At 70.4% G+C, this 22,896-nt stretch carries 19 protein-coding genes and 2 pseudogenes; 18 read left to right on the top strand and 3 right to left on the bottom strand.

Features of this window, described 5'->3' with window-relative positions:
* Positions 1 to 17: 17 nt before the first annotated feature.
* The 12 genes and pseudogenes from DQ392_RS04390 (at position 18) to DQ392_RS35035 (ending at position 10,386) form a co-directional block, all read left to right on the top strand.
* Positions 18 to 1,525, top strand: a pseudogene (locus DQ392_RS04390) (ATP-binding protein).
* A 25-nt stretch (positions 1,526 to 1,550) separates the two neighbouring features.
* On the top strand, positions 1,551 to 2,270 hold the full coding sequence (locus DQ392_RS04385; RefSeq protein ID WP_245981173.1) for a hypothetical protein: 720 nt from the start codon (positions 1,551 to 1,553) through the stop codon (positions 2,268 to 2,270).
* Between the two features lie 82 nt (positions 2,271 to 2,352).
* Positions 2,353 to 2,802, top strand: coding sequence for a hypothetical protein (locus DQ392_RS04380; RefSeq protein ID WP_114014129.1), 450 nt, complete (start codon positions 2,353 to 2,355; stop codon positions 2,800 to 2,802).
* A 13-nt stretch (positions 2,803 to 2,815) separates the two neighbouring features.
* Positions 2,816 to 3,568 (top strand): hypothetical protein, encoded by a 753-nt coding sequence (locus tag DQ392_RS04375; protein ID WP_147266490.1) that lies wholly within the window; start codon positions 2,816 to 2,818, stop codon positions 3,566 to 3,568.
* Between the two features lie 34 nt (positions 3,569 to 3,602).
* Positions 3,603 to 4,100, top strand: coding sequence for a hypothetical protein (locus DQ392_RS04370; RefSeq protein WP_114014127.1), 498 nt, complete (start codon positions 3,603 to 3,605; stop codon positions 4,098 to 4,100).
* Positions 4,101 to 4,114: 14 nt separating this feature from the next.
* On the top strand, positions 4,115 to 4,594 hold the full coding sequence (locus tag DQ392_RS04365) for a hypothetical protein (RefSeq protein WP_114014126.1): 480 nt from the start codon (positions 4,115 to 4,117) through the stop codon (positions 4,592 to 4,594).
* Positions 4,595 to 4,677: 83 nt separating this feature from the next.
* Positions 4,678 to 6,474 (top strand): type IV secretory system conjugative DNA transfer family protein, encoded by a 1,797-nt coding sequence (locus tag DQ392_RS04360; protein WP_114014125.1) that lies wholly within the window; start codon positions 4,678 to 4,680, stop codon positions 6,472 to 6,474.
* Positions 6,475 to 6,563: 89 nt separating this feature from the next.
* On the top strand, positions 6,564 to 6,791 hold the full coding sequence (locus DQ392_RS04355; RefSeq protein ID WP_114014124.1) for a hypothetical protein: 228 nt from the start codon (positions 6,564 to 6,566) through the stop codon (positions 6,789 to 6,791).
* Positions 6,788 to 7,975, top strand: coding sequence for a DnaB-like helicase N-terminal domain-containing protein (locus DQ392_RS04350; RefSeq protein WP_114014123.1), 1,188 nt, complete (start codon positions 6,788 to 6,790; stop codon positions 7,973 to 7,975). The genes DQ392_RS04355 and DQ392_RS04350 overlap by 4 nt, the downstream gene beginning before the upstream one ends.
* A gap of 600 nt (positions 7,976 to 8,575) precedes the next feature.
* Positions 8,576 to 9,196 carry a hypothetical protein gene (locus tag DQ392_RS04345; protein ID WP_114014122.1) on the top strand — a complete coding sequence of 207 codons (621 nt, stop codon included), beginning with the start codon at positions 8,576 to 8,578 and terminating at the stop codon, positions 9,194 to 9,196.
* A pseudogene (locus tag DQ392_RS35040) lies at positions 9,168 to 9,380 on the top strand (hypothetical protein); the annotation flags it as partial. The gene DQ392_RS04345 and the pseudogene DQ392_RS35040, both read left to right, overlap by 29 nt.
* Before the next feature lie 70 nt (positions 9,381 to 9,450).
* Positions 9,451 to 10,386, top strand: coding sequence for a DNA cytosine methyltransferase (locus DQ392_RS35035; RefSeq protein ID WP_342774911.1), 936 nt, complete (start codon positions 9,451 to 9,453; stop codon positions 10,384 to 10,386).
* Between the two features lie 702 nt (positions 10,387 to 11,088).
* Here the strand turns inward: DQ392_RS35035 and DQ392_RS04335 are convergent.
* Complete coding sequence (locus DQ392_RS04335; RefSeq protein ID WP_425470480.1) at positions 11,089 to 14,247, bottom strand: RHS repeat-associated core domain-containing protein; 3,159 nt, start codon at positions 14,245 to 14,247, stop codon at positions 11,089 to 11,091.
* A gap of 734 nt (positions 14,248 to 14,981) precedes the next feature.
* On the opposite strand from DQ392_RS04335, the gene DQ392_RS04330 reads away from it, so the two are divergent.
* The 6 genes from DQ392_RS04330 to DQ392_RS04310 all read left to right on the top strand — a co-directional run bounded on the left by DQ392_RS04330 (position 14,982) and on the right by DQ392_RS04310 (position 18,671).
* Entirely contained in the window at positions 14,982 to 15,587 is a 606-nt protein-coding gene (locus tag DQ392_RS04330; RefSeq protein ID WP_425470477.1) for a DUF4913 domain-containing protein, read from the top strand.
* 96 nt (positions 15,588 to 15,683) lie between these two features.
* On the top strand, positions 15,684 to 16,466 hold the full coding sequence (locus DQ392_RS04325; protein ID WP_114014120.1) for a hypothetical protein: 783 nt from the start codon (positions 15,684 to 15,686) through the stop codon (positions 16,464 to 16,466).
* Entirely contained in the window at positions 16,463 to 16,927 is a 465-nt protein-coding gene (locus tag DQ392_RS04320; RefSeq protein ID WP_114014119.1) for a hypothetical protein, read from the top strand. Before DQ392_RS04325 ends, DQ392_RS04320 begins: the two co-directional genes overlap by 4 nt.
* 28 nt (positions 16,928 to 16,955) lie before the next feature.
* Complete coding sequence (locus DQ392_RS35030; protein ID WP_245981171.1) at positions 16,956 to 17,432, top strand: SPDY domain-containing protein; 477 nt, start codon at positions 16,956 to 16,958, stop codon at positions 17,430 to 17,432.
* 36 nt (positions 17,433 to 17,468) lie between these two features.
* Complete coding sequence (locus DQ392_RS35025; RefSeq protein WP_245981170.1) at positions 17,469 to 17,882, top strand: DUF317 domain-containing protein; 414 nt, start codon at positions 17,469 to 17,471, stop codon at positions 17,880 to 17,882.
* 519 nt (positions 17,883 to 18,401) lie between these two features.
* On the top strand, positions 18,402 to 18,671 hold the full coding sequence (locus tag DQ392_RS04310; protein WP_114014118.1) for a hypothetical protein: 270 nt from the start codon (positions 18,402 to 18,404) through the stop codon (positions 18,669 to 18,671).
* A gap of 90 nt (positions 18,672 to 18,761) precedes the next feature.
* On the opposite strand, the gene DQ392_RS04305 is transcribed toward DQ392_RS04310, so the two are convergent.
* Both DQ392_RS04305 and DQ392_RS04300 read right to left on the bottom strand, forming a co-directional pair.
* Positions 18,762 to 20,450, bottom strand: a complete 1,689-nt coding sequence (locus DQ392_RS04305) for a glycosyltransferase family A protein (protein WP_181856269.1) — start codon at positions 20,448 to 20,450, stop codon at positions 18,762 to 18,764.
* Positions 20,451 to 20,637: 187 nt separating this feature from the next.
* Entirely contained in the window at positions 20,638 to 22,719 is a 2,082-nt protein-coding gene (locus DQ392_RS04300; RefSeq protein ID WP_114014116.1) for a SpoIIE family protein phosphatase, read from the bottom strand.
* Between the last annotated feature and the right edge of the window lie 177 nt (positions 22,720 to 22,896).

Here is a 22,896-nt window from a genome sequence, read left to right as displayed (position 1 = left end):
CAGGAGCACCACCGAGCATGTCCCCCTCCACACGCGCCCGCGCCACCGCCAGCCCGCTGTTCGTCCCCGCCAAGAGCGACCGCCGAGCTGCGCGCACCGCGCGGGCCCACCTCGCCACCGCCCGCGACCAAGCCCGCCACGCTAACCGCCCCGAGAGCCGCGCTACTTCTCCCGGACTCCACCCCGAGTTTCAGGCCACCTACCCGGCAGCCGGACGTCCCGGCCCGGCCTCCGCCCGCGGCGGCAGCCTGAAACTCGCCGCCCACCGGATGACGACCGCGACGGCCTCTGGCGCCTACCCCTTCCTTGCCGAAGGCGGCCTGGGCGCCCAAGGCATCTATATCGGCCGTGACGTCCACGCGGAGGCCGCGTTCTGTTTCGATCCTTTCGCTCTGTATGGGCGCCTCGACGGGTTCACCAACCCGAACATCCTGCTCGCCGGGGTCATCGGCATGGGCAAGTCCGCCGTGGCCAAGTCCCTCGCAGTCCGCGCCGTCGCCTTCGGATACAAGATCTACGTCCCCTGCGACCCCAAGGGCGAGTGGACCGTCGTGGCCCGCGAGCTGGGCGGCCAGACCATCGCGCTCGGCCCCGGCCTGCCCGGCAGGCTCAACCCCCTGGACGCCCCCGCACGGCCGAGCGGGGTCAGCGAGGAGGACTGGCGCGGCGAGGTCCGCAAGCGGCGCCTGCTCCTCCTCGGCTCGCTGGCGAAGACGGTGCTGCGGCGCGAGCTGCACCCGATGGAACACACCGCGCTCGACGTCGCCCTCGACGAGGTCGTTGGGCACGCCGGGGCCGGCGGGAGCACGCCGCTGCTGGGGCAGATCGCGCACGTCCTCGGCTCACCGGAACAGCTCGACGCCGCGCTCGGCGGACCCTCCGGCCGCCTCGGAACCGCCGCCGAAGACCTCGCCCACGCCCTCCGTCGCATGGTGCACGGAGACCTGGCCGGGATGTTCGACGCGGAGTCCACCGTCGCCTTCAACCCCAGCGCCCCGATGCTGTCCATCGACCTCTCCCGCCTGGGCGGCGCGGGCGACGACACCGCATCGTGCTGGCCATGACGTGCGCGTCCGCGTGGATGGAGTCCGCACTCGCCGACCCCGACGCCGGGCGGCGCTGGGTGATCTACGACGAAGCCTGGCGCGTCATGCGGCACGTCGCCCTGCTGGAGCGCATGCAGTCCCAATGGAAGCTCTCGCGGGGACTCGGGATCGCGAACCTCATGGTCATCCACCGGTTGAGCGACTTGCTCACCGCAGGTGACGCGGGCTCCCGTGGCCGCGCCCTGGCCGAGGGCCTGCTCACCGACTGCTCCACGCGCATCATCTACCGCCAGGAAGCAGACCAACTCGCCGCCGCGTCGACCCTGCTCGGACTCACCGGCGTCGAGGCCCAGGCCGTCTCCGCCCTCACCAAGGGACGCGGCCTGTGGAAAGTCGCAGGCCGCTCCTTCATCACTCAACATCTGCTCCACCCACGAGAGCGCGAACTGTTCGACACCGACGCCCGGATGAGCGGCTGACCAGCCAGAACACCAAGGGCGGGCAGTGCCGATCACCGGACTCGACGCCGCCCGCCCCGACCTCGCGAAGGAGCACATGATGCCTCTCGACCCGACCACCCGCGAATCCCTCCTCGCCGCGATCCCCGAGGCAGCCGAACGCGGGCGCAAGGCCCTGGAGGACTGGGACGCCGTCTCCGACAGCCTCTGCGACGACAACCACGAACCGCTGGACGAGCGGTACGACACCCGCCAGCACCAGCGGGACGCCGAAGCCTGGACCGCCTTCGAGCCCTTCCTTGACCATGGGCCCGAGCTGCTCGCCCAGGCCGAGGAGGACTTCCGCGCCCTCCACCAAGACTACGAAAATCCCGACTTCGAGATCATCCGCCGCCGCAGGTCCCAACTCACCGCCCTACACCACGCCGTCGAAGGAGGACGACGGGAACGCGACACCTGGAAGTACGCGGACGAGATGATCCTCCGCGACCACCCCCGGGGCTCGGAGTTCCGGCGCAGGGCCGAGATCCTGCGTAACGCCGAGGGCTGGCACTACGCGCTCACCTTTGCCGATAACGCCGACGTCCTGGTCGAGATCGACCAGGCAACCCGCGTGCAGGCAGGCGCCGGTCGCGGCCGGACAGCTCAGGCCGAGGCCGCCCGCGCCCGCTCCACCACCGCAGCCGCGCCCACCGTCTCACCGACCGCGCCCAGTCCTACGACGTTCGAGCCGTCCGGCGCTGAGAGGACGCACCGGCCGCGCTAGCGGAAATCTCCGGCACCGCCAAATCCCGCTCTCTCGCGGATCCTCGCCACCCGTACGTACCCGACCCACCGAGGTGCAGCTCGTGGCGGAAGCTCCACACATCACCATCGGCCACCACCCCGATGCCGGCGTCGTGGCCGCCCCCTCCCACGATCATCACGTCACCGACCACCTGCTGCGCAGGGTCGGCTTCGAACCCCTCCCCGACAGCCGCCTCTACGCGCTGACCGAGCCCGGCCGCGATCCGGTACGCCGCACCCAACTCGCGGTCCAGTCACTGCGGGCCGCGCGCCAGAACGTCCATACCGATGCCGCCTACGACCTCCATCCAGGTGAGTATCCGCCGCCGCCCGGCGGGCCGCGAAAGGAGGCGCCCCTCGCGGCGGCCTGCGCCCAGCAGCGACGGGCCAAGGCCGCGACCGCCGTCTCGCCCGCCCGCACGGGCACCACCGCCGCGCAGGTCGGCCCGCTGGTCGAGAGCACGCACCGTACCGCCCCGGCTGTGGCCCGGCAGTCCGCGCATCACCGCTAGGAGAAGCGTTCCTGTGCCTCTGGAACTTGAGCCCGATGTGGCCTTCGGCGCCACCCCCGAATTCGGTATCGCGGCTGCCGTCGCCGATGACCGGCCCTTCGTCAACGAGGTGCTGCGCAAGCACCACTTCGATTACAACACGCGGCTGGATGTGTATCTGCTGCCGGACGGCACCCCGCACCACACGGCAGTGCAGAACGTGGCCGCCGCCACGCACGAGTTCCAGGACGCGGGCCTGTCGGTCGCCGCTGACCCCCGTGCCGTGGTGCCACAGGACGGGAAGCCCTCTTCCCGTCCTGGCCAGTCGCCGGTCGTGCTGGAGGACGAGGCCCGCGAGCTGCGCGAGGCCGCTGGGATCTCGGAAGTCATCCGGGGCGCGATGGACGAAAGCATCGGCGCGGTCGAAGAGCTGGACGACCTCGTCGACACCGCCACGAAATGGTGCGACCACCTCAACTTCGACCAGGGCCGGGACATGGCCCTGCACCTGCGCAGCATGAAGCACCTGGTCACTTCCCTCAACGACCACGTCATGAGCGCCGTGATGGAGCTGGAGGACATGAGCCGGGGCATTTTCAGGAGCGCCCCCGCCCCCTCCGACATACCGCCTCGCGAAGGGCACAAGGAGCTGCCGGAGCACCACGCGGCCCGCTCCCGTGCAGCCACAGCCTCCTCGCCTCAGCGCCCCGGGCTCACCCCGCAGTCGGCACTCCCACAGCCAGCTCCTCCGGCCCAGCCGCCACCTGACAACCGCCACACCCGCTGAACACACTCCGTACGATCCGTAAGAAGCCTGCTCCATGCCCGTGAAGACCGTCTGGCCCATCGACCACGTCTGCGGCCACACCTGCGACGTCGACCTTTCCAAGCGTCCCGCCGACCGGCGTGCCGGCTACGCCCGCTGGCTCGCCTCCCGGGACTGCTCCGAGTGCTGGCGAGCCTCCAAAGACCAGGACTCCGAGTCGAAGGCCGAGTGGCTGGCGAACAAGCGCGCCGAGGAAGCGGCCGAGGCCGAGACCTGGGCCGAGCAGTACCGAATGCCACCCCTGGACGGCAGCGAGCGCGCGGTCGGCTGGGCCGCCCGCTGCCGCCACCAGCTCGTGACCGCCGCCTACACCGCACTGGTCGCCGAAGGCGAGACGGACGAGGCCGAGTGGCAGGCCATCGAGGAGGCCGTACGGCCGCTGACCCGGGCCGGGTGGTGGATCGACAATCGCGACGCCGACCCGTCGGACTTGCCCGAGCTGCTGGAGGCCGCCGGTGAGGCCGACCGCCCCAGCGAGAACCCCCATTTCTGACCCCGGGAGCTCCCGTGCCGCTCAACCCCCAGACGCGTACGCCCACCGATCCGGAGGGCAAGCGCACCTACGGCCACCAGATCCTCCATCTCACCGACCGGCTCACCGGCGCCGAAACCTACGAGCAGGCCGCCGAGGCAACCGAGCACGTCCTGGACGAAGCCGACGGCGTGCTCCCACGGCTCAGCGAGTTCTTCGAGGCCGCAGCCGAAGAAGCTCGGTCCTCCGGCGTCGAGGAGGGCTTCGAGCTGGCCTGCCGGTTCGAGGACGCCGCCGCCACGCTCACCGATCTCAGCGACGAGTTGCACGGCGCCAGCGACCAGATGCGGGCGCTCGGCCCGCCCCCGGAGCCGCGCTGGCAGGCCCAGGTCGCCCGCTACTACGCCGCGGTCCCGCAACGTCCCGGTCCCGCGCGCCGGACCTCCGCCGTACGGGTGCCGCCCGCCGCGCAGGTACGCCCCGAGCACGCCCCGCAACCCCGCCACCACCGCTAGGAACCCGCCCCCGTGACCGCCTCCAGAGCCTTCCTCCCCCTCCGCGCCTCCCTAGCCGCTCCCGCACGTTCCTGGATCTCGTTTTGTCTGATGCGCGTACCAGGACGCCCTCGACCACCACCGGTACGGACGTCCTGCTCTATCTTCTACTCGGCGTCGCCGCCCTCGGTATCGGCGGCGGCAGCCTGGCCTGGCTGTTCGGCAACCTCACCAACTCCGCCGTCGGTTCCGGCCCCTGGGCCCCGCTCAAACCCGTCCAGGCCCTCTTCCACCCCGAGACCCTGTGGCCGCACCTCGACCGGCCCGCCCCGCTCACCGGGTGCTACGCCATCCCCGCCGTATTCCTGCTCACGGCCTCTGTTGTCGGCGCGAAGCTGTGGCTGCGCTTCCGCACCAACAAGCAGGGCCTCGCCGACCACCGCGCTCTGGGTGACCTGCTGCCGAAGAAGGCCGCCACCAAGGCCACCGGCCTGCGCCCCAGCCTCGCCGGCACCAAGCCGACGGACGTCGCTCCCGACGACCGTGGGGTGCTGCTCGGCTCGCTGAAGCCCGGCTCGGCGGAGGTCCGCTCCTCCTGGGAGGACGTCCTCCTGGCCATCATGGCGCCCCGCTCCGGCAAGACCTCCGGCCTCGCGATACCCGCGATCCTCCGCGCTCCGGGCGCGGTGCTGCTGACCTCCAACAAAGCGGCCAACGACGCGTTCACCGCGACGCTCGATGAACGCGCCCGGGTGGGCACTGTGTGGACGCTGGACCCTCAGCAGATCGCGCACGCCGAGCAGACGATGTGGTGGGACATCCTCTCCGACGCCCACGACCTCACCGGCGCACGGCGGCTCGCGCAGCACTTCGTCACCGCCTCCATCGATGAGTCCAGCTCCGGGGACTTCTGGTCCACTGCCGCCGCCAACACTCTCACCGCACTCTTCCTCGCGGCGGCGCGGGGCAGGCGGCCGGTCACCGAGGTGACCGCCTGGCTCGCCTCGCCCGCCGACCGCACCCCGATCGACCTGCTCACCGATGCCGGCCTGGACGCCGTCGCCGCCCAGCTCCAGGGCACCGTCGCCGGAGCCGTCGAAACACGCGACGGCATCTTCGAGAACGCCCGGCAGTACGCGAGCTGCCTCCTCGACCCGCGCATCGCCGCCTGGGTCACCCCGCCCCAAGGCACCTCGAAGCTGCGGGAGTTCAAGCCGGAGGAGTTCGCCTCCAGCCACGGCACGCTCTACCTGCTCTCCAAGGACGGCGGCGGCAGCGCGTCGGCGATCATCGCCGCCGCCGCTGACGCGGTGATGCGGGCGGCCGTCATCCAGGCCGAACGCGATGGCGGACGCCTCGACCCGCCCCTGCTGGCGATCCTGGATGAGGCGGCGAACGTGTGCAAAATCCAAGACCTTCCCGACCTCTACTCCCACCTGGGGAGCCGTGGGGTTATCCCGATCACGATCCTGCAGTCCTATCGGCAGGGTCAGCGGGTGTGGGGCGAGACCGGCATGGACGCCCTGTGGTCGGCGGCGACGATCAAGCTCATCGGCTCCGGCATCGACGACGCGGACTTCGCCGACAAGCTCTCCCGCCTGGCCGGTGACCACGACGTGCAGACCCTCTCGGTCTCCCACAGCGACTCCGGCCACTCCTCCTCGGTGTCCATGCGACAGGAGCGCGTGCTCCCGCCGGACAAGATCCGGGCGCTGCCCAAGGGCAGTGCCCTGCTGCTGGCCACCGGGGTCCGCCCGGCGCTGCTGGATCTCAAGCCCTGGTACCGCGAGCCCAACGCCGACCGCCTTGGCGCCGCCTCGAAGCAGGCCACCGCCGCCATCACCGAGCGCGCCCTGGCCAAGGACCGCCCCGGCCGCGACCAGTACGGACCAGCCGCATGACCGCCGTACCCGCAGCAGCACCCCGACGAGACGAACGGGCTTCACCACCACACCCTTACGCCCGCTCTCTCCTCCCGTCGAGGTGCCCGATGATCCAACCCTCCTGGGACACCATCCACCCTTCCGAGCAACTGGCCGGCACCCCCGCCGTACGCCGGGACGGGCACTGGTGGCTGGTCGCCCCCAACGGCGGCGCCGTCCCCACCAACGAGCCCGCGCTCACCCGGGAACTCGACTCCCTGGCAGTCGCTTTGGACGCCGCGAACCGGGCCGTCGCCCATCTCGGGACCGACGAGTCCGAAGTGGGGCGGGCGTGACGCCGCTGCTGCAAGCGGAGCAGGCAGTCCTGGGCGCGGTGCTGCTGGAGCCGCGCCAGCTCGGTCGGCTGGCCGGTTGGCTGCGTCCCGAGCACTTCTACCGGCCCGCGCACTCCGCGCTCTGCGCCGCGATGCTCACACTCCGCACCGGCGGCCACTCGGCGACGAAGCTCGCACCCGACGCACAGGTCCCCCTTGCCTGGCTCAATGAGATCCGCGAGGAGGCGAGTACCCGTTCGCGTGGCGTCACCAGCGCCTACGTCCACTCGCTGGCCTCCGCCTGTCCGCGCCCCGTGCACGCGCCGGTCTACGGACGGATGGTGCTGGAGGGCGCCATTCACCGCAGCGTCACCCAGCATGCCCACCGCCTGCACCAGGCCGCCCGCACCGACGCCGCCCGCGGCAACGGCGTGGACGAGACCCTGCACCGCGCACAAATTCTGCACGATGTACTTGACGACCTCGGCCGACGCTGGGGCTTCGAACCCCGGCCCGTGGAACCCCACACCGCCGTCCCCGGACCGACAGCCACGGCTGCGGCGGGGCAGGCGTCCGAGCGGGTGCTGGCCGACGAGGAGTTCCTCCTCGGCGCGCTCACCGCCCACCCCGAGCAGCTCTCGCAGATGGCCGACTGGCTACATTCCGGCGACTTCGCCGACGCCGGCCACCGGCAGATCTACCGGGCCCTCGGAGCGCTGCGGCACCGGGGCGAGCCGGTGGACGAGCTGACGGTGCTGTGGGAGTGCCAGCGCCGAGGCGCCCTCACCGAGGGCTCACTCGATGCCGAGCGCGTGCGCCGGATATGCCACGTTCCCGTCGCGGGATCGGCCGACTACTTCGGCGAGCAGGTCCTCGACTCCTCGCTTCTGCGTACCGCCGCCACCTCCGCACGGCAGGTCCGTGCCCTGGCCGATGACACCTCCCTCGCTCCCGGCCAGCTCATCAGCCATGCCCTGCACGCCCTCGTTCCCCTCGACGAGATCCGCCGTCGCCGAGCTGCCAGCGAGGCCGGCCCCGAGCCCGACGCAGCGACGGGGCAACCGTCGGGTCTGCCGCCTCCGGCTCGTGCCGCCGCCGCACGGGCGCGCAGCACCGCGCCCCGCGCCGAAAACAAGGCGCCTCCCAGCGCGGCGGCGCCCTCTCCCACCCCTTCTGCCCGGCATTCCCGAAGGAGTTCCCCGTGACAGACCCGGCCGAGCGCACCCAGTCCGAGCAGGCCCAGCTCGTGATCGTGGCCGAAAGGATGGAACGGCTCCGCGCGAGCATCACCGTGCCCTCCTCTCCCACAGATCAGCCGGACCTGATCGGATCCTCCAAGCACCTGGCTTCCCTTACCGGCCTCGTGCGGGACCTGTCCGACGAAGTCCTCTTCCGCTCCGTCGAGGCGGTGCCCCGCGCAGACCGCGGTCAGGTCGTGAGCGCTTACACGGACGTCGCCGGGCAGGCGGGCGAGGCGGTGGCCCACTACACCGCCGCCTACGCCGAACTGGGCTTCCACCACCGCTTCCAAGGCCACGTCGGTCCGGACCTGAACGACGCACGTGAGCATTCGTTCGCCTCCTTGCAGCACAGCCTCAAGTGGGCCCGCGACCGCCTCAGCGATGGCGCCAAGCGCCTGCGGGCTGTCGCCAAGGACCTCGACACCACTCCTCCCCTGGCCAGGGCCGCCCGCACTCGAACGACGCAGCGCGTCATTGCCCACACCCATGCACCGGCATCCGCACACCACCCGAGAACCGCCAACTCCCCGGCCCCTTCCTCAACGCACCCGCAGGAGTTGCTCCATGAACGACCACGACCACCAGACGGAGACCGAGCGGCAGCGCATGCTGCGCCGAGCCGAGGAACTGAGCCGCAAACGCGGCCAGCTCCACCTTCCCCACTCCCCGGGCGATCTCCCCGACCTGACCCGCTCCTCTACTCATCTGGCCGACCTCGCCTCCCTCGTGCAGGACCTCTCGCAGGAAGTGCGCGTCCGCTCCGCAGGCAGCCAGCCCGACCCCGGCCTCGCCGCCGTCGTCGGCGCCTGGGCCAGGGCGGCCGGACACCTCAGCGAAGCCGTGGGCCATTACGGAGCCGCCTACCGCCAGTTCGGCTTCCTACACGCCCACTCCCGCACCACCCCCGAGCACGCGGCACTGCTCAACGGGCGCCATACGGCGTTCGCTCTCGCCCAGCGGCACATCGCCGACACCCGCGACGGCCTCTCCTCCGCGCACGCGTCCATGATGAACGGCGCCGCCCTCCTGGAAGACGCGGAAGCATCGTCCGTCTCCCATGCCGCCCGCGCCCGCTCAGCGCAAGCCGACCACGCGCGCGACCAGGCGTCGGCCGAGGCCGAAACACCTGCCGAGGCTCCTGCCCAGCAGCCCTCGCATGCAGCCGGGCCCGTACGTGGGCGATGACCCGACGGCGGTTGGTGGCTCGGGCCTGCTGATCGGGAGTCTGTGCTCCGGCTACGGCGGCCTGGACCTGGGCGTCCAGGCCGCCCTGGGCGGCACCCTCGCCTGGCACGCCGAGACCGACCCCGGCGCCAGCCGCATCCTGGCCCGGCACTGGCCCCGCGTGCCCAACCTCGGCGACATCACCACCGTCAACTGGTCGGAAGCGCCGGAGGTGTGCGTCCTGACGGCGGGTTTCCCCTGTCAAAGACGTCTCGATCGCCGGACGCCGTGCCGGCCTGCTGGAAGGAAACCGCTCCGGGCTGTGGCACCACGTGGTGCGTGCCATCGACGCCCTCGACCCCTGCCTGGTGGTGATCGAAAACGTACGAGGACTCCTCACCTCACCCGCCGCTACCGCTGGCAACCTGGAACCGTGCCCGTGGTGTCTGGGAGACACCGCAAGTCGGCCTGCTGTGCGGGCACTCGGTGCCGTACTCGGCTCCCTGGCCGACCTCGGGCGTGATGCGCGCTGGTGCGTGCTACGCGCCTCCGACGTCGGCGCCCCGCACCGAAGGGAACGTCTCTTCCTGGTCGCCTGGCGACGGGGCGCCGTTGCTCAAGACGCCGACCAGCAACATCGCTTCCAACGGCGGCAGCCAGCACCCGGAGAAACGGAAGCAGGGCGGTCACGGGCCGAACCTCGCGGACGAGGTCGAGTGGCTGCTGCCGACCCCGAAGGCATTCGACGGCATCAAGGGCTCACCTCGCCAGCGCCACGGCAACGGCGACCTCACGCTCCCCTCGGCGGCAGCCCAACTGAGCGACCGAGCGACCGCGGGCCGGATTCCGGCGAACCCGCGCCCCGCCCTCTTCGATACCTCGGCGCTGACGAAGAAGTCCCCCGGGAATGGGGACGCTACGGCGACGCCATCGCCCGGTGGGAGAGCCTCACCCGACCGGCACCGCCGCCAACCGACGACGCGGGGCGCCTCTCCCCACGCTTCGTGGAATGGATGCAGGGCCTTGAAGACGGCTGGGTGACCGCCACCCCCGGACTGGGGCGCCCCGCCCAACTCACCGCCCTGGGCAACGGCGTCATACCGCGCCAAGCCGCCCAAGCGCTGCAGTTCCTCACCGCTCCTACAGCCACCTGCTCCCATCGACCCTCATGGGGCCGCCAACCTACTCGTCGTAGCCGAGGGCTGTCTTGAAACGACTGCTGCGACCGCTCCAGCCCTACCGGTCGGTCACACCGCGCCGCCACCGATCTCCTGCGGGTTCCCCGCTCGGACATTCAGCCCGGCGTCATCTCTACGACAGATCGATACCGTACTTGCGCTTCAATCCCCTCGTCCGGACGAGTGCGTAAACCCACACGCATACATGTACGGAACTCCACAAGATCTGCCCCACGCCACTTTTCGCGACGATCAATCCCGCAACTATGAATATGGAGAATGCCAACATCGGCCAGAATACCCAAGGCCCCCATTTCATGAGAGTCATCAATCCTGGCGACGGCGATTCAGGGTTCTTTTCGGATGCTGACATGCTGATCCTCCTCATAGTAGGCATCTTGGCAAATTATCTCGCATCAGCGGACTCGACTGATTCACCGAGCCCTACGCCCGCGGACGTATGCCGAGCACATGAGACCTACACCAGAAATACCCACGATTCCGATGAGCGTACTTCCCCAGTCCATGGGATCGCTCAACCAGATTCCCTTGATGAGCGCGAAGACGGAAATTATGGCAGCGATGCCTGTAAATGCGAGTACGTGTTTTTTATTCATCTACTTCACCTCTTGCGTACTGGATGAGTTTGCGTTCATTCCAATGTGCTGGAAACCCTCGTTGGGGAGAACCATAGAACGGTTCTCCCCAACTAGGGGCAAAGATTCCTCAGGGGGCCTATCCGTAGGTGATTATGGATCCCCCACTGTCGGCCACGAACGCTCCCACAGCGCAGCCTGCCACACCTGTTGCGAGCCCTCCCTGGGGGCCTACTGTGCTACCCGCTGCGATCAAACCACTCTCACCTGCTGCAGCCACTCCAGAAGCGCAGCCGGAGGCCATGCCGCCAATCCGGCTGAGGTTGTCCTTGACCTTCCCCGCCGCCTTCTTGGCCCAGTCCGGAATTCCGAACAACCCAGAAGGGTCGATCATGTTGACGGGATCGCCGGATGCGTAGAGGTAGGGGTTGGTTTCTTGGCCGCTGGGGTCGGGTTGGGTGAAGCGGCCGATGCGGGGGTCGTAGTAACGGGCTCCCATGTGGTACGTCGCTGTGGGGTCTTGGTAGGTGCCGGCGAAGCGGTAGGGCTGTTCGGCGCCCTTGGTTTCGGTGGGTACGGTGACGCCTCTCGGGCTGTAGTAGTACGAGGCGGTCTTCTTGCCCGTCTCGTCGACCATGGCGACGGTGGAGCCGAGTGCGTCGGTCAGGTAGTAGTAGCTCTTCCCGCCTCGTGTCATGGAGTTGAGGGTTCCCTCGGCCTCGCGGACGAATCCCGTGTCCACACCGCTGGTGCTGGTGGCCGCGAGGCCGATGGGGCCCTGGTGGAAGAAGGTGGCGCCGACCTTGACGCGTTCGCTGTTGTCCGTGGAGGCGTATTCAGCGTCGTACTTCGTGCCGCCCACTGTGGTGGAGGTGAGCTGGGAGAAGTCCGACCAGGTGCTGTTGGTGCGCGTTGTTTCGGGGGTCGGGGCTCCGGCCGTTTCGTTGCCCGCTTTGTCGTAGGTCCAGCCCTTGGTGTCGTCGTTTTTCTGGATCAGCTCGGAGGCGTCGTTGTACTTGTATGTCGTGCCGCGCGGGCAGCCCTCCACGATGCCCTGGGAGGTCAGGTTCCCGGCCGCGTCGTAGCAGTACTGCCAGGAGTTGTTCGTCGCGCTGCCCTTGGTCTCCTTGGCGAAGGAGAAACGGCCCGCACTGTCGTAGGTGTGGGTGCGCTTCAGACCCTCGACCGTGTCGGTGACGGTCCGGATCTTCATCCCGTCGGTGGCCTTGCCGCCCGCCGTGTAGGAGTAGGTGTAGGCCAGATCCATCAGGATGGTGGACCCGTGGGTGGCCTTGATCTTGGTGGGGCGGTCGGACTTGTCCACCGTGATGGCCTGTTTGGTGCCGCCGGGGTAGGTGGTGGAGGTGCGGGTGTCGTTGTTGTTGTACCCGTAGGTGGTCTTCTTGCCGTCCGGCGCGGTCAGTTCGGTCAGGCGGTTGGCGTCGTCGTACGCGTACGCCGTTTTGCCGCCCGGGTCCTGATACGACTCGACGTTCCCGTCGGCCGTGTAGGTCAGGATCGTCTGGGAGCCGTCCTGGAGCGTGCGGACCGTCTCGCGGTTGAGGGGGTCGAAGGCGTACTTCACCACCCCGGAGCTGTCGGAGCGCTGGGTGAGGTTGCCGTCCCCGTCGTAGGCGTAGGTCACCGTCTTCGTCGGGGACTCGACCTTCGTGACCCGGTCGCGCTCGTCGTAGGTGTACGTGGTCTTGGTGCCGCGGCCGTCGGTCACCGTGGCGGGGCGGCCCTTGTCGTCATACGTGTACGCGGTCGCCCCCATCGGGCTGGGCGGGGTGGCCTTCGTGAGGTTGCCCTTCGCGTCGTAGGAGAACTTCGTCTCCTTGCCCCGCTCGTCCTTCACCGAACACGCCTGGCCCTCGAAACCGCCGCACTTCGGGTCGGCCTTGTTGTAGTCCGTCGTGCGGGTGCCGCCGCCCGCGCCGGAGACGGCGACGGAGGTGGTGTTGCCCTTCGCGTCGTAGGCGTACTTCGATTCCTCGCCGTCGGGCATCTTCATCGTCCCGGGCAGGTCGGCCCCGGCGATGGTCTGGTAGCCGGTCAGCGCACTCGTCGCCCCCGTCGGCAACGTCGCGGACGTGGGGTTGCTGCGGGAGTCCCAGCCGTAGGCGGTCACATTCCCGTCGCTGCCGCCGGTGCCCATGGCGTCGGTCGCGGTGGCCACGTTGCGGTTCGCGTCGTACGTCTTCGAACGGGAATGCTCCAGCGGGTCGGTGACCTTGGAGACCTGGCCGTCCGCGTCGTGCTTGTACTTGGTGGCGTCGCCCAACGGGTCGGTGACGGTGGTCGTGCCTGCCTTACCGGGTGCGTCGGTGTCGTAGGAGTAGCGGTAGGTGGGGCCGGTCTCGCCGTCGCCGTTGAAGCCGGTGGCCCGCAGCATGGAGGTGACGCGGTTGGCGGCGTCGTACGTGAAGACCGTCACCCGTCCTTCCGGGGTGGTGATCTTCGTCAGGCGGCGGGAGGAGTCGTAGCCAAAGCTGGTGGCCTTGCCCTCCGTGTCCGTCGACCGGGCCAGGTCCCCGGCGCCGTTGAGGTCGAAGACCGCGGTGCGGCCGGTGTGGTCCTTGGCCTGCCACTGGCTCGCGTCGGTCTTGAGCAGGTCGACCCAGCGGCCCGAGCGGGTCTCGGTCAGCTTGAAGCCCTTGTGCTCCGCGCCCTCGTCGTGCTGGGTGACGGTGATCGCGCCGTCGTTCCTGTCGGTCACCTTCGTCAGCGTGCCGTGTTCGCTGTAGGTGTCCTTCACCCCCGACTTGCGGTCGGTCAGGGTGTAGGTGCCATCCGCGTTCTTCTTCAGATCCTTCGCGTAGCCCTTCGGGGTGGTGAAGGCGTCCCCGTCCCGCTTGAAGCGGAGGCTGTCGCCGGTCTTGTCGTAGAGAACGGCCTCGTGATCCGACAGCTGGAGGTAGCGCTCGTACTCCTGCCACCAGCGCTGCGAGACCTTCCCCCACGGGGCGTCCAACGAGTTGTACGTACGCGCCAGTTGAAGGTTTTGACCCACACCCGCCACGTCGAAGTCCGTGCCCGCCAGCATCAGGTTCCCCGACGAGTGATTGACCCGCGCGACCAGGGAATCGGTGATACGGAAGTCCGATATCTCATGCCAGGGCACATCGCCCTGCCCCTCCGGTACCACCGTCTCCGCTGCCGCTCGGGCCGCCTTGCTGGGCGCCGCCTTCGCCGGGCTCGTCGCGCGTTCCTTCTGCGCCGCCCGCCAGGCCGCCACCTCCGGCGAGGGGGCGGCCTCCTTCTCGTTCGCGGCCCGCTTGGTCGAGCCCACCTTCACGGCGGGGACCTTCGCATCCGGGCTCCCCTTGCCCCAGTCGGAGTCCGCCCCCGCCCTCGCCACCGGTGCGGCATTGGCCGACGCGGGCAGCAGCGCCGCGCCCGTCGCGGTCACCGCCAACACCGCCAGCGACGCGGTGACCGTACGTCTGGACTGTGTGCGGGCACGCCAAAACGGCGTGCCCGTGGCACGTATGCGCATCTTCCCCCCAGGAAGAAATCACCCTCACCGGCCCCACTGACCGGCGGTGACCGCACGCTGACACGGCAGCAACTTCCGCCTCTAGGGATAGTCCGCACCAAGGCCGAAAGATTTGCCGCACGGCAAGCATTCAAGCCATGTTTGTGCGGTACAGCCATTTTCCGGACGCGCCGTACAACCCCTCCGCGTTCTGGCCAGTCATCGCGCGGTGCGCCTACGAGGGCGCCGCTCTCCGGGAACCCTTGAGGCAACTATGGGGGCCAAGAGCCAGTGACGGGACCTCATGTCAGCGCACGAGGTGGTCGTGCGCCCGCGCTGCACGGTCGTGCCATGAGGCCCCGGCTCCGGGCACCTGCGCTGGCCAACGAGCCGCGATCGAGGGCTGGCTCGCCACACGGCCGCTCGGCTTTGCCCTGTTCCGGCCTCCGCCGCGTCCTGGCACGGAAACGCGCCTTCTATACCTGCTTCCCCGGCCAGACCAAACCGCTCGTTCCCCGCATCCTCGACGCTCCCACACCCGAGCGACGAAGGGGATGTCGATGTCGGAGTCCGCCGAGGAGCATGAGCCGGTACGGATACCGGACCACGACCTGGATGACCTCGTCTCCACGGTCAGTGGTCTGGTCGCCGAGACCCGCAGGCAGGGTGAGACCCTCGCCCGTCTCACCGACGAGCAGCCGTCGCCGCCCGACGACGAGGCGGGAGGGCCCGGCCCGGGAGCCGGTACAACTCCAAGCAGCGGGAGTGGCCCTGCCGAGGGGTCTTCCGTGTTCATTCTGGCGATGGCTGGTCAGGCGTATGCCGAGGAGTTGGCGGCGCTGAAGGTGTGGGTGGAGGATCTGCTGCTGCCGGTCTACGGACGCGAGATCACCTCCACCCGCCCCTGGTGTGCGCAGTGGAGCGAGCACCCCGAGGCCGTCGCGCGGCTGCACGCTTTGTGGCTGGCCTGGCAGCAGTTCACCGATGCCGAGGCCGGGCTCGCCGGGCCCTCCCTGTGGCACCGCGACCACCTGGACCCCGGGCTGATGCAACTGCGGGCGCCGGATGGCCCGTTCAGCGCGTGCACCACCAGGCCGTCCCGGCCGAACCACCGTCTGCTGGCCGCCCCGGACCTGGCGGAGTACGAGGTGGCCACCTGAGCCATCGAGGGCAGCCAGCATGAAAACCATCCCTGCCCCACCCGCGCTGTCCCAGAGTCGCGAACTCCCGGGACGCGCTCAAGAAGGTAGGGCGGCGTGAGGGGCCCGGACTACCGCCTCGACGGCTTCGAGCCCGCTTCCGGCGCCGTCGAGGGCGATTTCCTGAGCGCGACGCAGTGGGACGACATGTACACGGAGCTGGCCGCGCACCACACCGCCGACGACAGCTACCTGCTGTTCTACGACCGTGCCGCGATCTGGGACGACGTCCCCGGCTCGGCCGAGTACGTCGGTATGCACATCCAGCGCGACTCCGCCGAGGGCACCTTCGCCTTCGATTCCGCCCGGCAGCCGACCGTGCCGTTCACGCAGAACTGGCTGAGCAACCGTGGCTGCCCGCCCGAGGCGATCGAGTTGGGCGCCGTGCCCGGCCCGCGCCCGGCCGATGCGCTCACCTCCCAGGTGGAGGACCGGCTGCGCGCCAACCCCGGCGGCCGGTACACGCTGCTGGAGGACTACACGCACAACCCGGGCACTTTCCGGGACGGCGTCGAGGTCAACGCGCTCGTCCACGACGCCCACCCTGACTCGGCCGAGCGGCCCTACCGGCTCTTCCTGGAAGAGACCGCGCCATCCCTGGACACGTACACGGTGCGCGAGGGGGCGTTCACCAGCGCCGAGGCGGCCGACGCATGGCTGCGGGCCCGGGACACACCGCTGCCCCTGGCCCCGGCGCCCGCACGCGATCCCGTCGACCGGCGTGCCGCCGCCGCCCTTACCCGGACCACGACCAGCGTCACGGCCAGCACGCAGCCGTCCCTCCCGGGGATCACTGCGGCGCCCGGCACGGTTCATGCCCGCTCCAGGGGGCTGGCGTGAGCGCCCGCTACGCCTTCGCCGCCCACCCCGAAGCCCTCGCCGACCTGCACGATGCGCCGGAGAAGATCCGGGACCTGGCTCTGCTCGAACTCCAGCACCTGGTGCACGGCAACGAACGCGGCGCGGCGCTGCAGCGGGAGTTGGCGGGCTGCCACAAGGTCTACGTCGACCCGCAGACCAGGTGGCGGATGGTCATCCAGTACCGCGACGCGCCCGCCTCCTCCCAGCACAAGCGGGAGATCTATCTGCTGTCCGTCGGTGAACGGCAGGATCACGCCGCCTACAACGCCGCAGCCCGGCGCCTGCAACACGAACATCAGCAGACGGATGGCGACCCGCACGTGCGCCGGGCTCACGCCGCACGTGCCCGCTCCGCTCCCGCCCCCAGCCGCCGTATCCAACCGGCCGCACCGGCCCCGAATGCATCCGCGCCGCAACAGCGTCCGCGGCGCGTGCGCTGACCGACTTCCTCGAAACGGAACGCTTTTCATGTCTGATCAGCCAGAGGACGAGCGCTGGCGCGAGTACCGAGTCACCCCGCGCTACCTCGCCGGAATGGGCTTCTCCGGTGATCCTGCTTTCACCCCGGTCAGCCACTGGCCCCGCCACGACCCCGACGACGACAATCTCTGCCAACTTCTGCACACCAGCCCTGACGGCCGGATCAGGATCGGCTGGTTCGGCGACGACTACGACCCCGTCAAAATCACCGCAGCCGAGGACGCCGTCGGCCCCGTCCGCTGGACGGCCCTCTTCAACCAGAACTTTCCACCGGAGATCACCGCCGGTTTCACCAGTGCGCTGGCGCGGGACTGGAAACCGGACGGGAGGCACTTCCTCGCGCGGCCATCGATCTACTGGGCCGACAGCGTCGAGCCGCTGCTCGACGCGGGGTGGGAGAGGCTGCGGGCCTCCGAGCCCGGCACGGTGGAACTACGGGCACCCGATGGGCAGGCCGGGGCCTGAATCGACACCCGCAGCTACGGCCGCGAGGACGAGACCGTGGTGCTGTGGGCCGGGCCGGAGGGATACCTCACCCGAGCCGAAGCGACCTTCAGCTCCGACACCCCCAGCCACCTCATCGCCGCCACCGCCACCGCGCTGAACGACCCCACGCCCGTCGTACGCGAGCGCCACATGATCCACCGGGACATCGAGCACCTCGTCCGCTTCGAACCGGTCACCGCCCGCGCCCAGCCGCGAACGGGCGCTCCCACCCCGCTGGACGCGAAGCACGCGGCCGTCTCCGCCGCCCTCCACCGCGCCGCGCACAGCGGCCCCGGTGCCAGGCGTGCCCAAGCCGCCCGTATCCGCACGACACACCCCCGGCCCCGGCCGAGCGCGACACCCGCCGCCCCGGCGGCCCGCGCCGACGCCTTCGCCACCGCGCGGACGGCTTCCCGCCCGCGGCGCTGAACTTATTTCGGAGTACGTGTGGTCCCCGCGCACGCGGGGCTGGTCCCCGGCCGACCGCGTCCATGTCCGGGTCGAGATCGTGGTCCCCGCGCACGCGGGGCTGGTCCCTTCGCCGCCTCCTCGATCCACACGATCATGTAGTGGTCCCCGCGCACGCGGAGCTGGTCCCTCACTCCCGGTAAGGACGGTTACCAGGACTGAGTGGTCCCCGCGCACGCGGGCTGGTCCCTGGGTATACGAGCAGTTCAGTCATGGAGAACTCACTTCGCTCGGGAGTGAGTCATCGTCTTCCAAGCCTACGGTTTGGAGAGGCCCGGCGATCGGTGATAACGGAACCGCCAAGCCACGATGCTATGTGGGACCCTGCCTCTGAGCGGGTGCGTGGTCGACCCGATCTGATGCCCGTACTGTTCCCGCACCAGGTGGGGTGGAGGCCCGCCGCCACGTAACGATGTGGGCCCACTCAGAGAAGCGGTCTGTGTCGACTCGTCCCGGTAACCGACTGGAAGGGTGCGTCCCGTGGCACGCGATTCCGACTTCTGTCTGGACGTTCCAGAGGACTTCGACGACGCGGACGACGAGACCGGCGTGTATCCCATAGCCAAGAAGCTGATCCTCGGTGCGACAGCCGCGGACGTCTTCAGGAAAGCCCATGAGTGGGTGAGGAACCACGACATCCGTTTGACGGACGTCTCCTGGGACCACATGTGCGACGAGGACCAGCCCTACGTGATGAGCATGTATTTCACTTTCGAGCTGGACTCCGAACCGGATCCCGAAGAGGTCTGAACGCCGGTCGATTCCGTCGGCCCGACAGCACCGCGCCCCGGCCGAGACCCCTCTGCGCCCGGGTGCGGTGCCTCTTCGCACATCGAGCCCTCAGGACAGGGCGGCGCTCTCCAGCTCGCGGCCTCCGCGCGGCTGCCGCTCCCCCGGCGGCGGGGCGGAGGCCGCGTCGTCCGGCACCTGGATGGTGTGCCCCCGAAGGGGCTTGGAGGTGCGCCAGCCGCCGACCCCGAGCTGGAAGTGGACGTCCCAGGTGCCGGGGGCGAGGGGGCGGCCGTGGTCGGCGGTGGCGGGGTCGAGAGTGAACTCCGCGGTGTAGCGCAGGGTGCGCGCGCCCGGTTCCCCGGCCCGGCCCCGCAGCCGGGCGGCGGCCTTCGCGCACAGGTTCCGCAGCCGGCTCCAGAGGCCGCGGCCCGCCGCGGCCTGTTCGGCCGGTACCTCGTCGACCTGCCAGGTGGTGGGGACGCTCAGCACGGTGCCGCCCTCGCGGTGCCGCAGCTGGCCGCGCACGTTGCTGCGCCGGACCGCCTTGGCGAAGTCGGCCACCTCGGCCGCCGCCTCCACGGCCGCGACGCGGGGCGGCAGGCGCAGCCGGAGACGGTGCTCGTCGGGCCGCAGGAAGACGAGCGGTGCGGCGGCGCGCCCCCTGCCGCGTTCCCGCACCAGCGAGGAGGTGCACCGCATCCGCAGCGCACCGTCTTGCCACCGGGCAGACTCCGCCCGCGGCCGCTGGACGACGCCGGCCTCGAACGACGCCTGTTCCTCGGCCAGTGCCAGGTCGCCGTGGCGGGCCAGGGCGGCGACGACGCGCAGCCGCGTGGGCAGCGCCGTGTCCGCCTCCTCCGGCAGCTCGGCGGCCAGGGCGCCGACCGCCTCGAACCAGGCGGCCCTGCGCTCGGCGGGCTGGTCGAGCAGGCGCCGCCCGGCGATCCTCTCCAGCGCCTTCTTGCCGTACCACTTGGCGGTCAGCCGGTTGCGGTGGCGGCCCGCGGGGACGTGGGTGTCCGGCGCGTCGAGGATCGCGAGGACCTTGCGGATGCTGTCGACGTAGGGGGCGGGGTCGATCCGCTCGTAGCTGACGTTGTGCCGGCCGTCGGCGTGCCGCACCCAGTGGTAGCAGGTGTAGTCGTGGACGGTGGCGACCCGGTCGGTGAGGAGGAAGGCCCGCAGGGTGAACATGTGGTCCTCCAGGCGCACCCTCCCCTCGGGGAAGCGCAGCCCGTGTGCCCGCAGGAAGTCCGTCCTGAAGAGTTTGTGCACCGTCATGGAGGCCAGCAGTGCGGTGTCCTCGCGCAGGTCGCAGGAGGCCATCGGCTTCTCGAACAGGGCGCGCGGCGCCTGCCGTCCGTGCCCGGCCATCCGGCCGATCACGATGTCGGCGCCGGTCTCGCGCGCTCGCGCGTAGGTGCGCTCCAGCGCTTCGGGGGCCAGCCAGTCGTCGTCGTCCACGTAGTGGACGAACTCGCCGCGCGCCGCGTCGGTACCGACGTTGCGTGGCCGCCCCGGCCAGCCCGAGTGGTCGATCCGCAGCACGCGGGCCGTCTCCTGGGCGCCCTGCCTGGCTATCTCGGCTTCGAGCAGCGCGGCGGTGTCGTCGCTCGACTCGTCGTCCACATAGATGATCTCGAACTCGGAGCGCGGCATGCTCTGCGCCAGGAAGGAGCGGAGTCCGGTCAGCACCGTCTCGCCCGTGTCGTGGGTGGGCACGACGATGCTGACCTTGACCGGCTTCCGGTCGGTGTCCGTAGCTGTGTGCGCAGTGGTGCGCGCTGTGGTGTGCACTGCCGCCTTTCGGGTCGCTGACATCGCCGCGTGGGGCAACTGCGAGGCGGGTGCCCGGCCTCACGCGGCCGAATCCCCCGCCCTCCCCGACGCGCGAGCGGAAGGGGTTGGCGGCAGCCCGGCTCCCTCACCACCGCGACGACGCGCCGCCGCTCGGCGAGTCGCCCGATGTTCCGGTCGAATCCGCCTAGCGGACTTCGAGCGGGATCTCGCACCAGACGCGCTTGCCGTTGCCGCGCGGCTCGACGCCCCAGTCGGTGGCCAGTTCCTCGATGAGGACGAGACCGCGGCCCGACGTGGACTGTTCGGTGGCGGCGCGGCGGTGCGGGGAGGCGGGTGAGGTGTCGGTGACGGCGATGCGCAGGGCGCGGCCCCCGGTGCGCACCGGTCTGGCCGTCAGGGTGGCGTCGCCCTCGGTGTGCAGCAGCGCGTTGGTGGCCATCTCGCTGGCGAGGAGTTGGGCGGTGTCGCTGAGGTCGTCCAGGGACCAGCGGTGCAGTGCGGTGCGCAGGGCCTGGCGGGCGGCCTGGAGCGAGAGCGGGTCGTTGGTGGTGATGGTGACGGCCATCTGGGGTGCGGTGTGGCGCCTGCCGGCGGCCTGCCTGAGCAGCAGCAGTGCGACGTCGTCCTCCTGGCCTGTGAAGGCGCCCATCGTGTGGAGCAGGTGGTCGGCCAGCGGGTCGGGGCGCAGGGGCCCGGTTCTGACGGCGTCGATGAGCTGGTCGCGGCCCTGGTCGATGTCCTTGGTACGGGACTCGATGAGGCCGTCGGTGCACAGCAGCAGGGTGGTTCCGGGATCCAGTACCGTCTCCGCGCTCGTGTAGGGGGGCTGGGTGGACGGCGCGGTCAGCCCGAGCGGCAGGCCGCCGGGGGTGTTGAGCCAGACGCAGCTGCCGTCCGGGCGGCGCAGTACCGGGTCCAGGTGGCCGGCGCGGACGCTGACCGCGTGGCCCGTGTGCGGGTCGAGCAGGACGACGAGGCAGGTGGCGAACCTGTCGGTGTCCAGTTCGGCGAGGAAGGCGGAGGCCCGCGCCATCACGGTCGTGGGCGGGTGCCCTTCGGCGGCGTAGGCCCGCAGGGCGATGCGCAGCTGGCCCATCACGGCGGCGGCCGTCACGTCGTGTCCCTGCACGTCGCCGACGACGGCGGCGATGCGCCCGTCGGGCAGGGTGACGGCGTCGTACCAGTCGCCGCCGATCCCGCCTCTGGCGCGCGCCGGGCGGTAGCGGGTGGCCATGGACAGGCCGGGCACGTGCGGGATGTGCCCCGGCAGCATCGCCGTCTGGAGCCCCGTGGCCAGCTCGTGCTCCTGGTCGTAGAGCAGAGCGCGCTGGAGCGACTGGGCGATGGTGCTGCTCAGCGCGGTCAGTACGGTCCGCTCGTCGTGGGTGAAGCGGGTCTTGCCGTCGTAGGTGAGGCCGAGCGCGCCGATGGGGGTGTCGTGCGCGATCAGCGGCAGGTAGACGGCGGCGGTGGACTTCGGTACGGCCCGCAGATAGGCGCCGAGCCCCGGGTAGCGCCGGGCGAACTCCTCGCGGTCGGTCACGAAGACGGGCTTGCGGGTGCGGACGGCCTCGCTCAGCGGCAGCGGCTCGGCGATCCGGGCCAGGTGGAAGTCGCGGATCAGCCCCTCGGGCACGCCATTGGCGCCCACCAGCCCCATGCGGCCGCTTTCCGCCAGCCCGAGCAGGATGCTGGAGGCGCCGAGCCGTCGCAGCAGCAGGTCGGTGCTCAGTGCCTCGGCCACGTCGTCCACCGTGACGGTCGGCGCGAGGGCCTCGTTGACGTGGCCGACGATGTCGGCCTGCCTGCGGCGGTCGCTCTTGGCCTGCCGCAGCTCCCGCGTCTGGTCGACGGCGCGCAGCTCCTGGCTGGCGTCGCGGATGATCCCGATGACGTGCGCGGGCTCCCCCTGCTCGTCGCAGACGACGGTGCCCTGGGAGTGGGTCCAGCGCAGCGACCCGTCGCGGAGGCGTACCCGGAAGTAGAGGCTGTAGCCGGTGTGCTCCTTCAGCGCGCGGTCCACCCGCGCCTGGATCTCGGGCAGTTCCTCGCCGAGCATGCGCTCGGCGAGGGTCGCGGTCCGGTTGTCGTACTCCTCGGGCCGGAAGCCCATCACGGCGAGCCCGGCGTCGTCGTAGCGCATCTCGCCGCTGGCCAGGTCCCAGGCGAAGCTCCCCATCCCGTTGAGGGCCAGAGCCACGTGCGCGGCGACCGGTGGGGCGCCGCGCAGCCCGTGCGCCCTGTTCGGTTCGCGGAAGCGGTGCATCGCTCTCTCCCGGGGTCGGCCCGCCGGGCGGGGCCGGCAGCGGCCACGGCTTCCTTGGCAAGGCCGCTTCCTCATCATGCGGCCGGCGCGCGGCAGCCGCCTGCCGGGGAGCGCCATCCGTGCGGCCGGCCGCCGTGCCCGCCCCGGGGCACCTCTGCCGCACCCGCGGATGCGGCA

Source organism: Streptomyces reniochalinae, from assembly GCF_003323735.1.
Taxonomy (GTDB): Bacteria; Actinomycetota; Actinomycetes; order Streptomycetales; family Streptomycetaceae; genus Streptomyces; species Streptomyces reniochalinae.
This window is presented reverse-complemented; position numbering and strand designations above follow the sequence as displayed.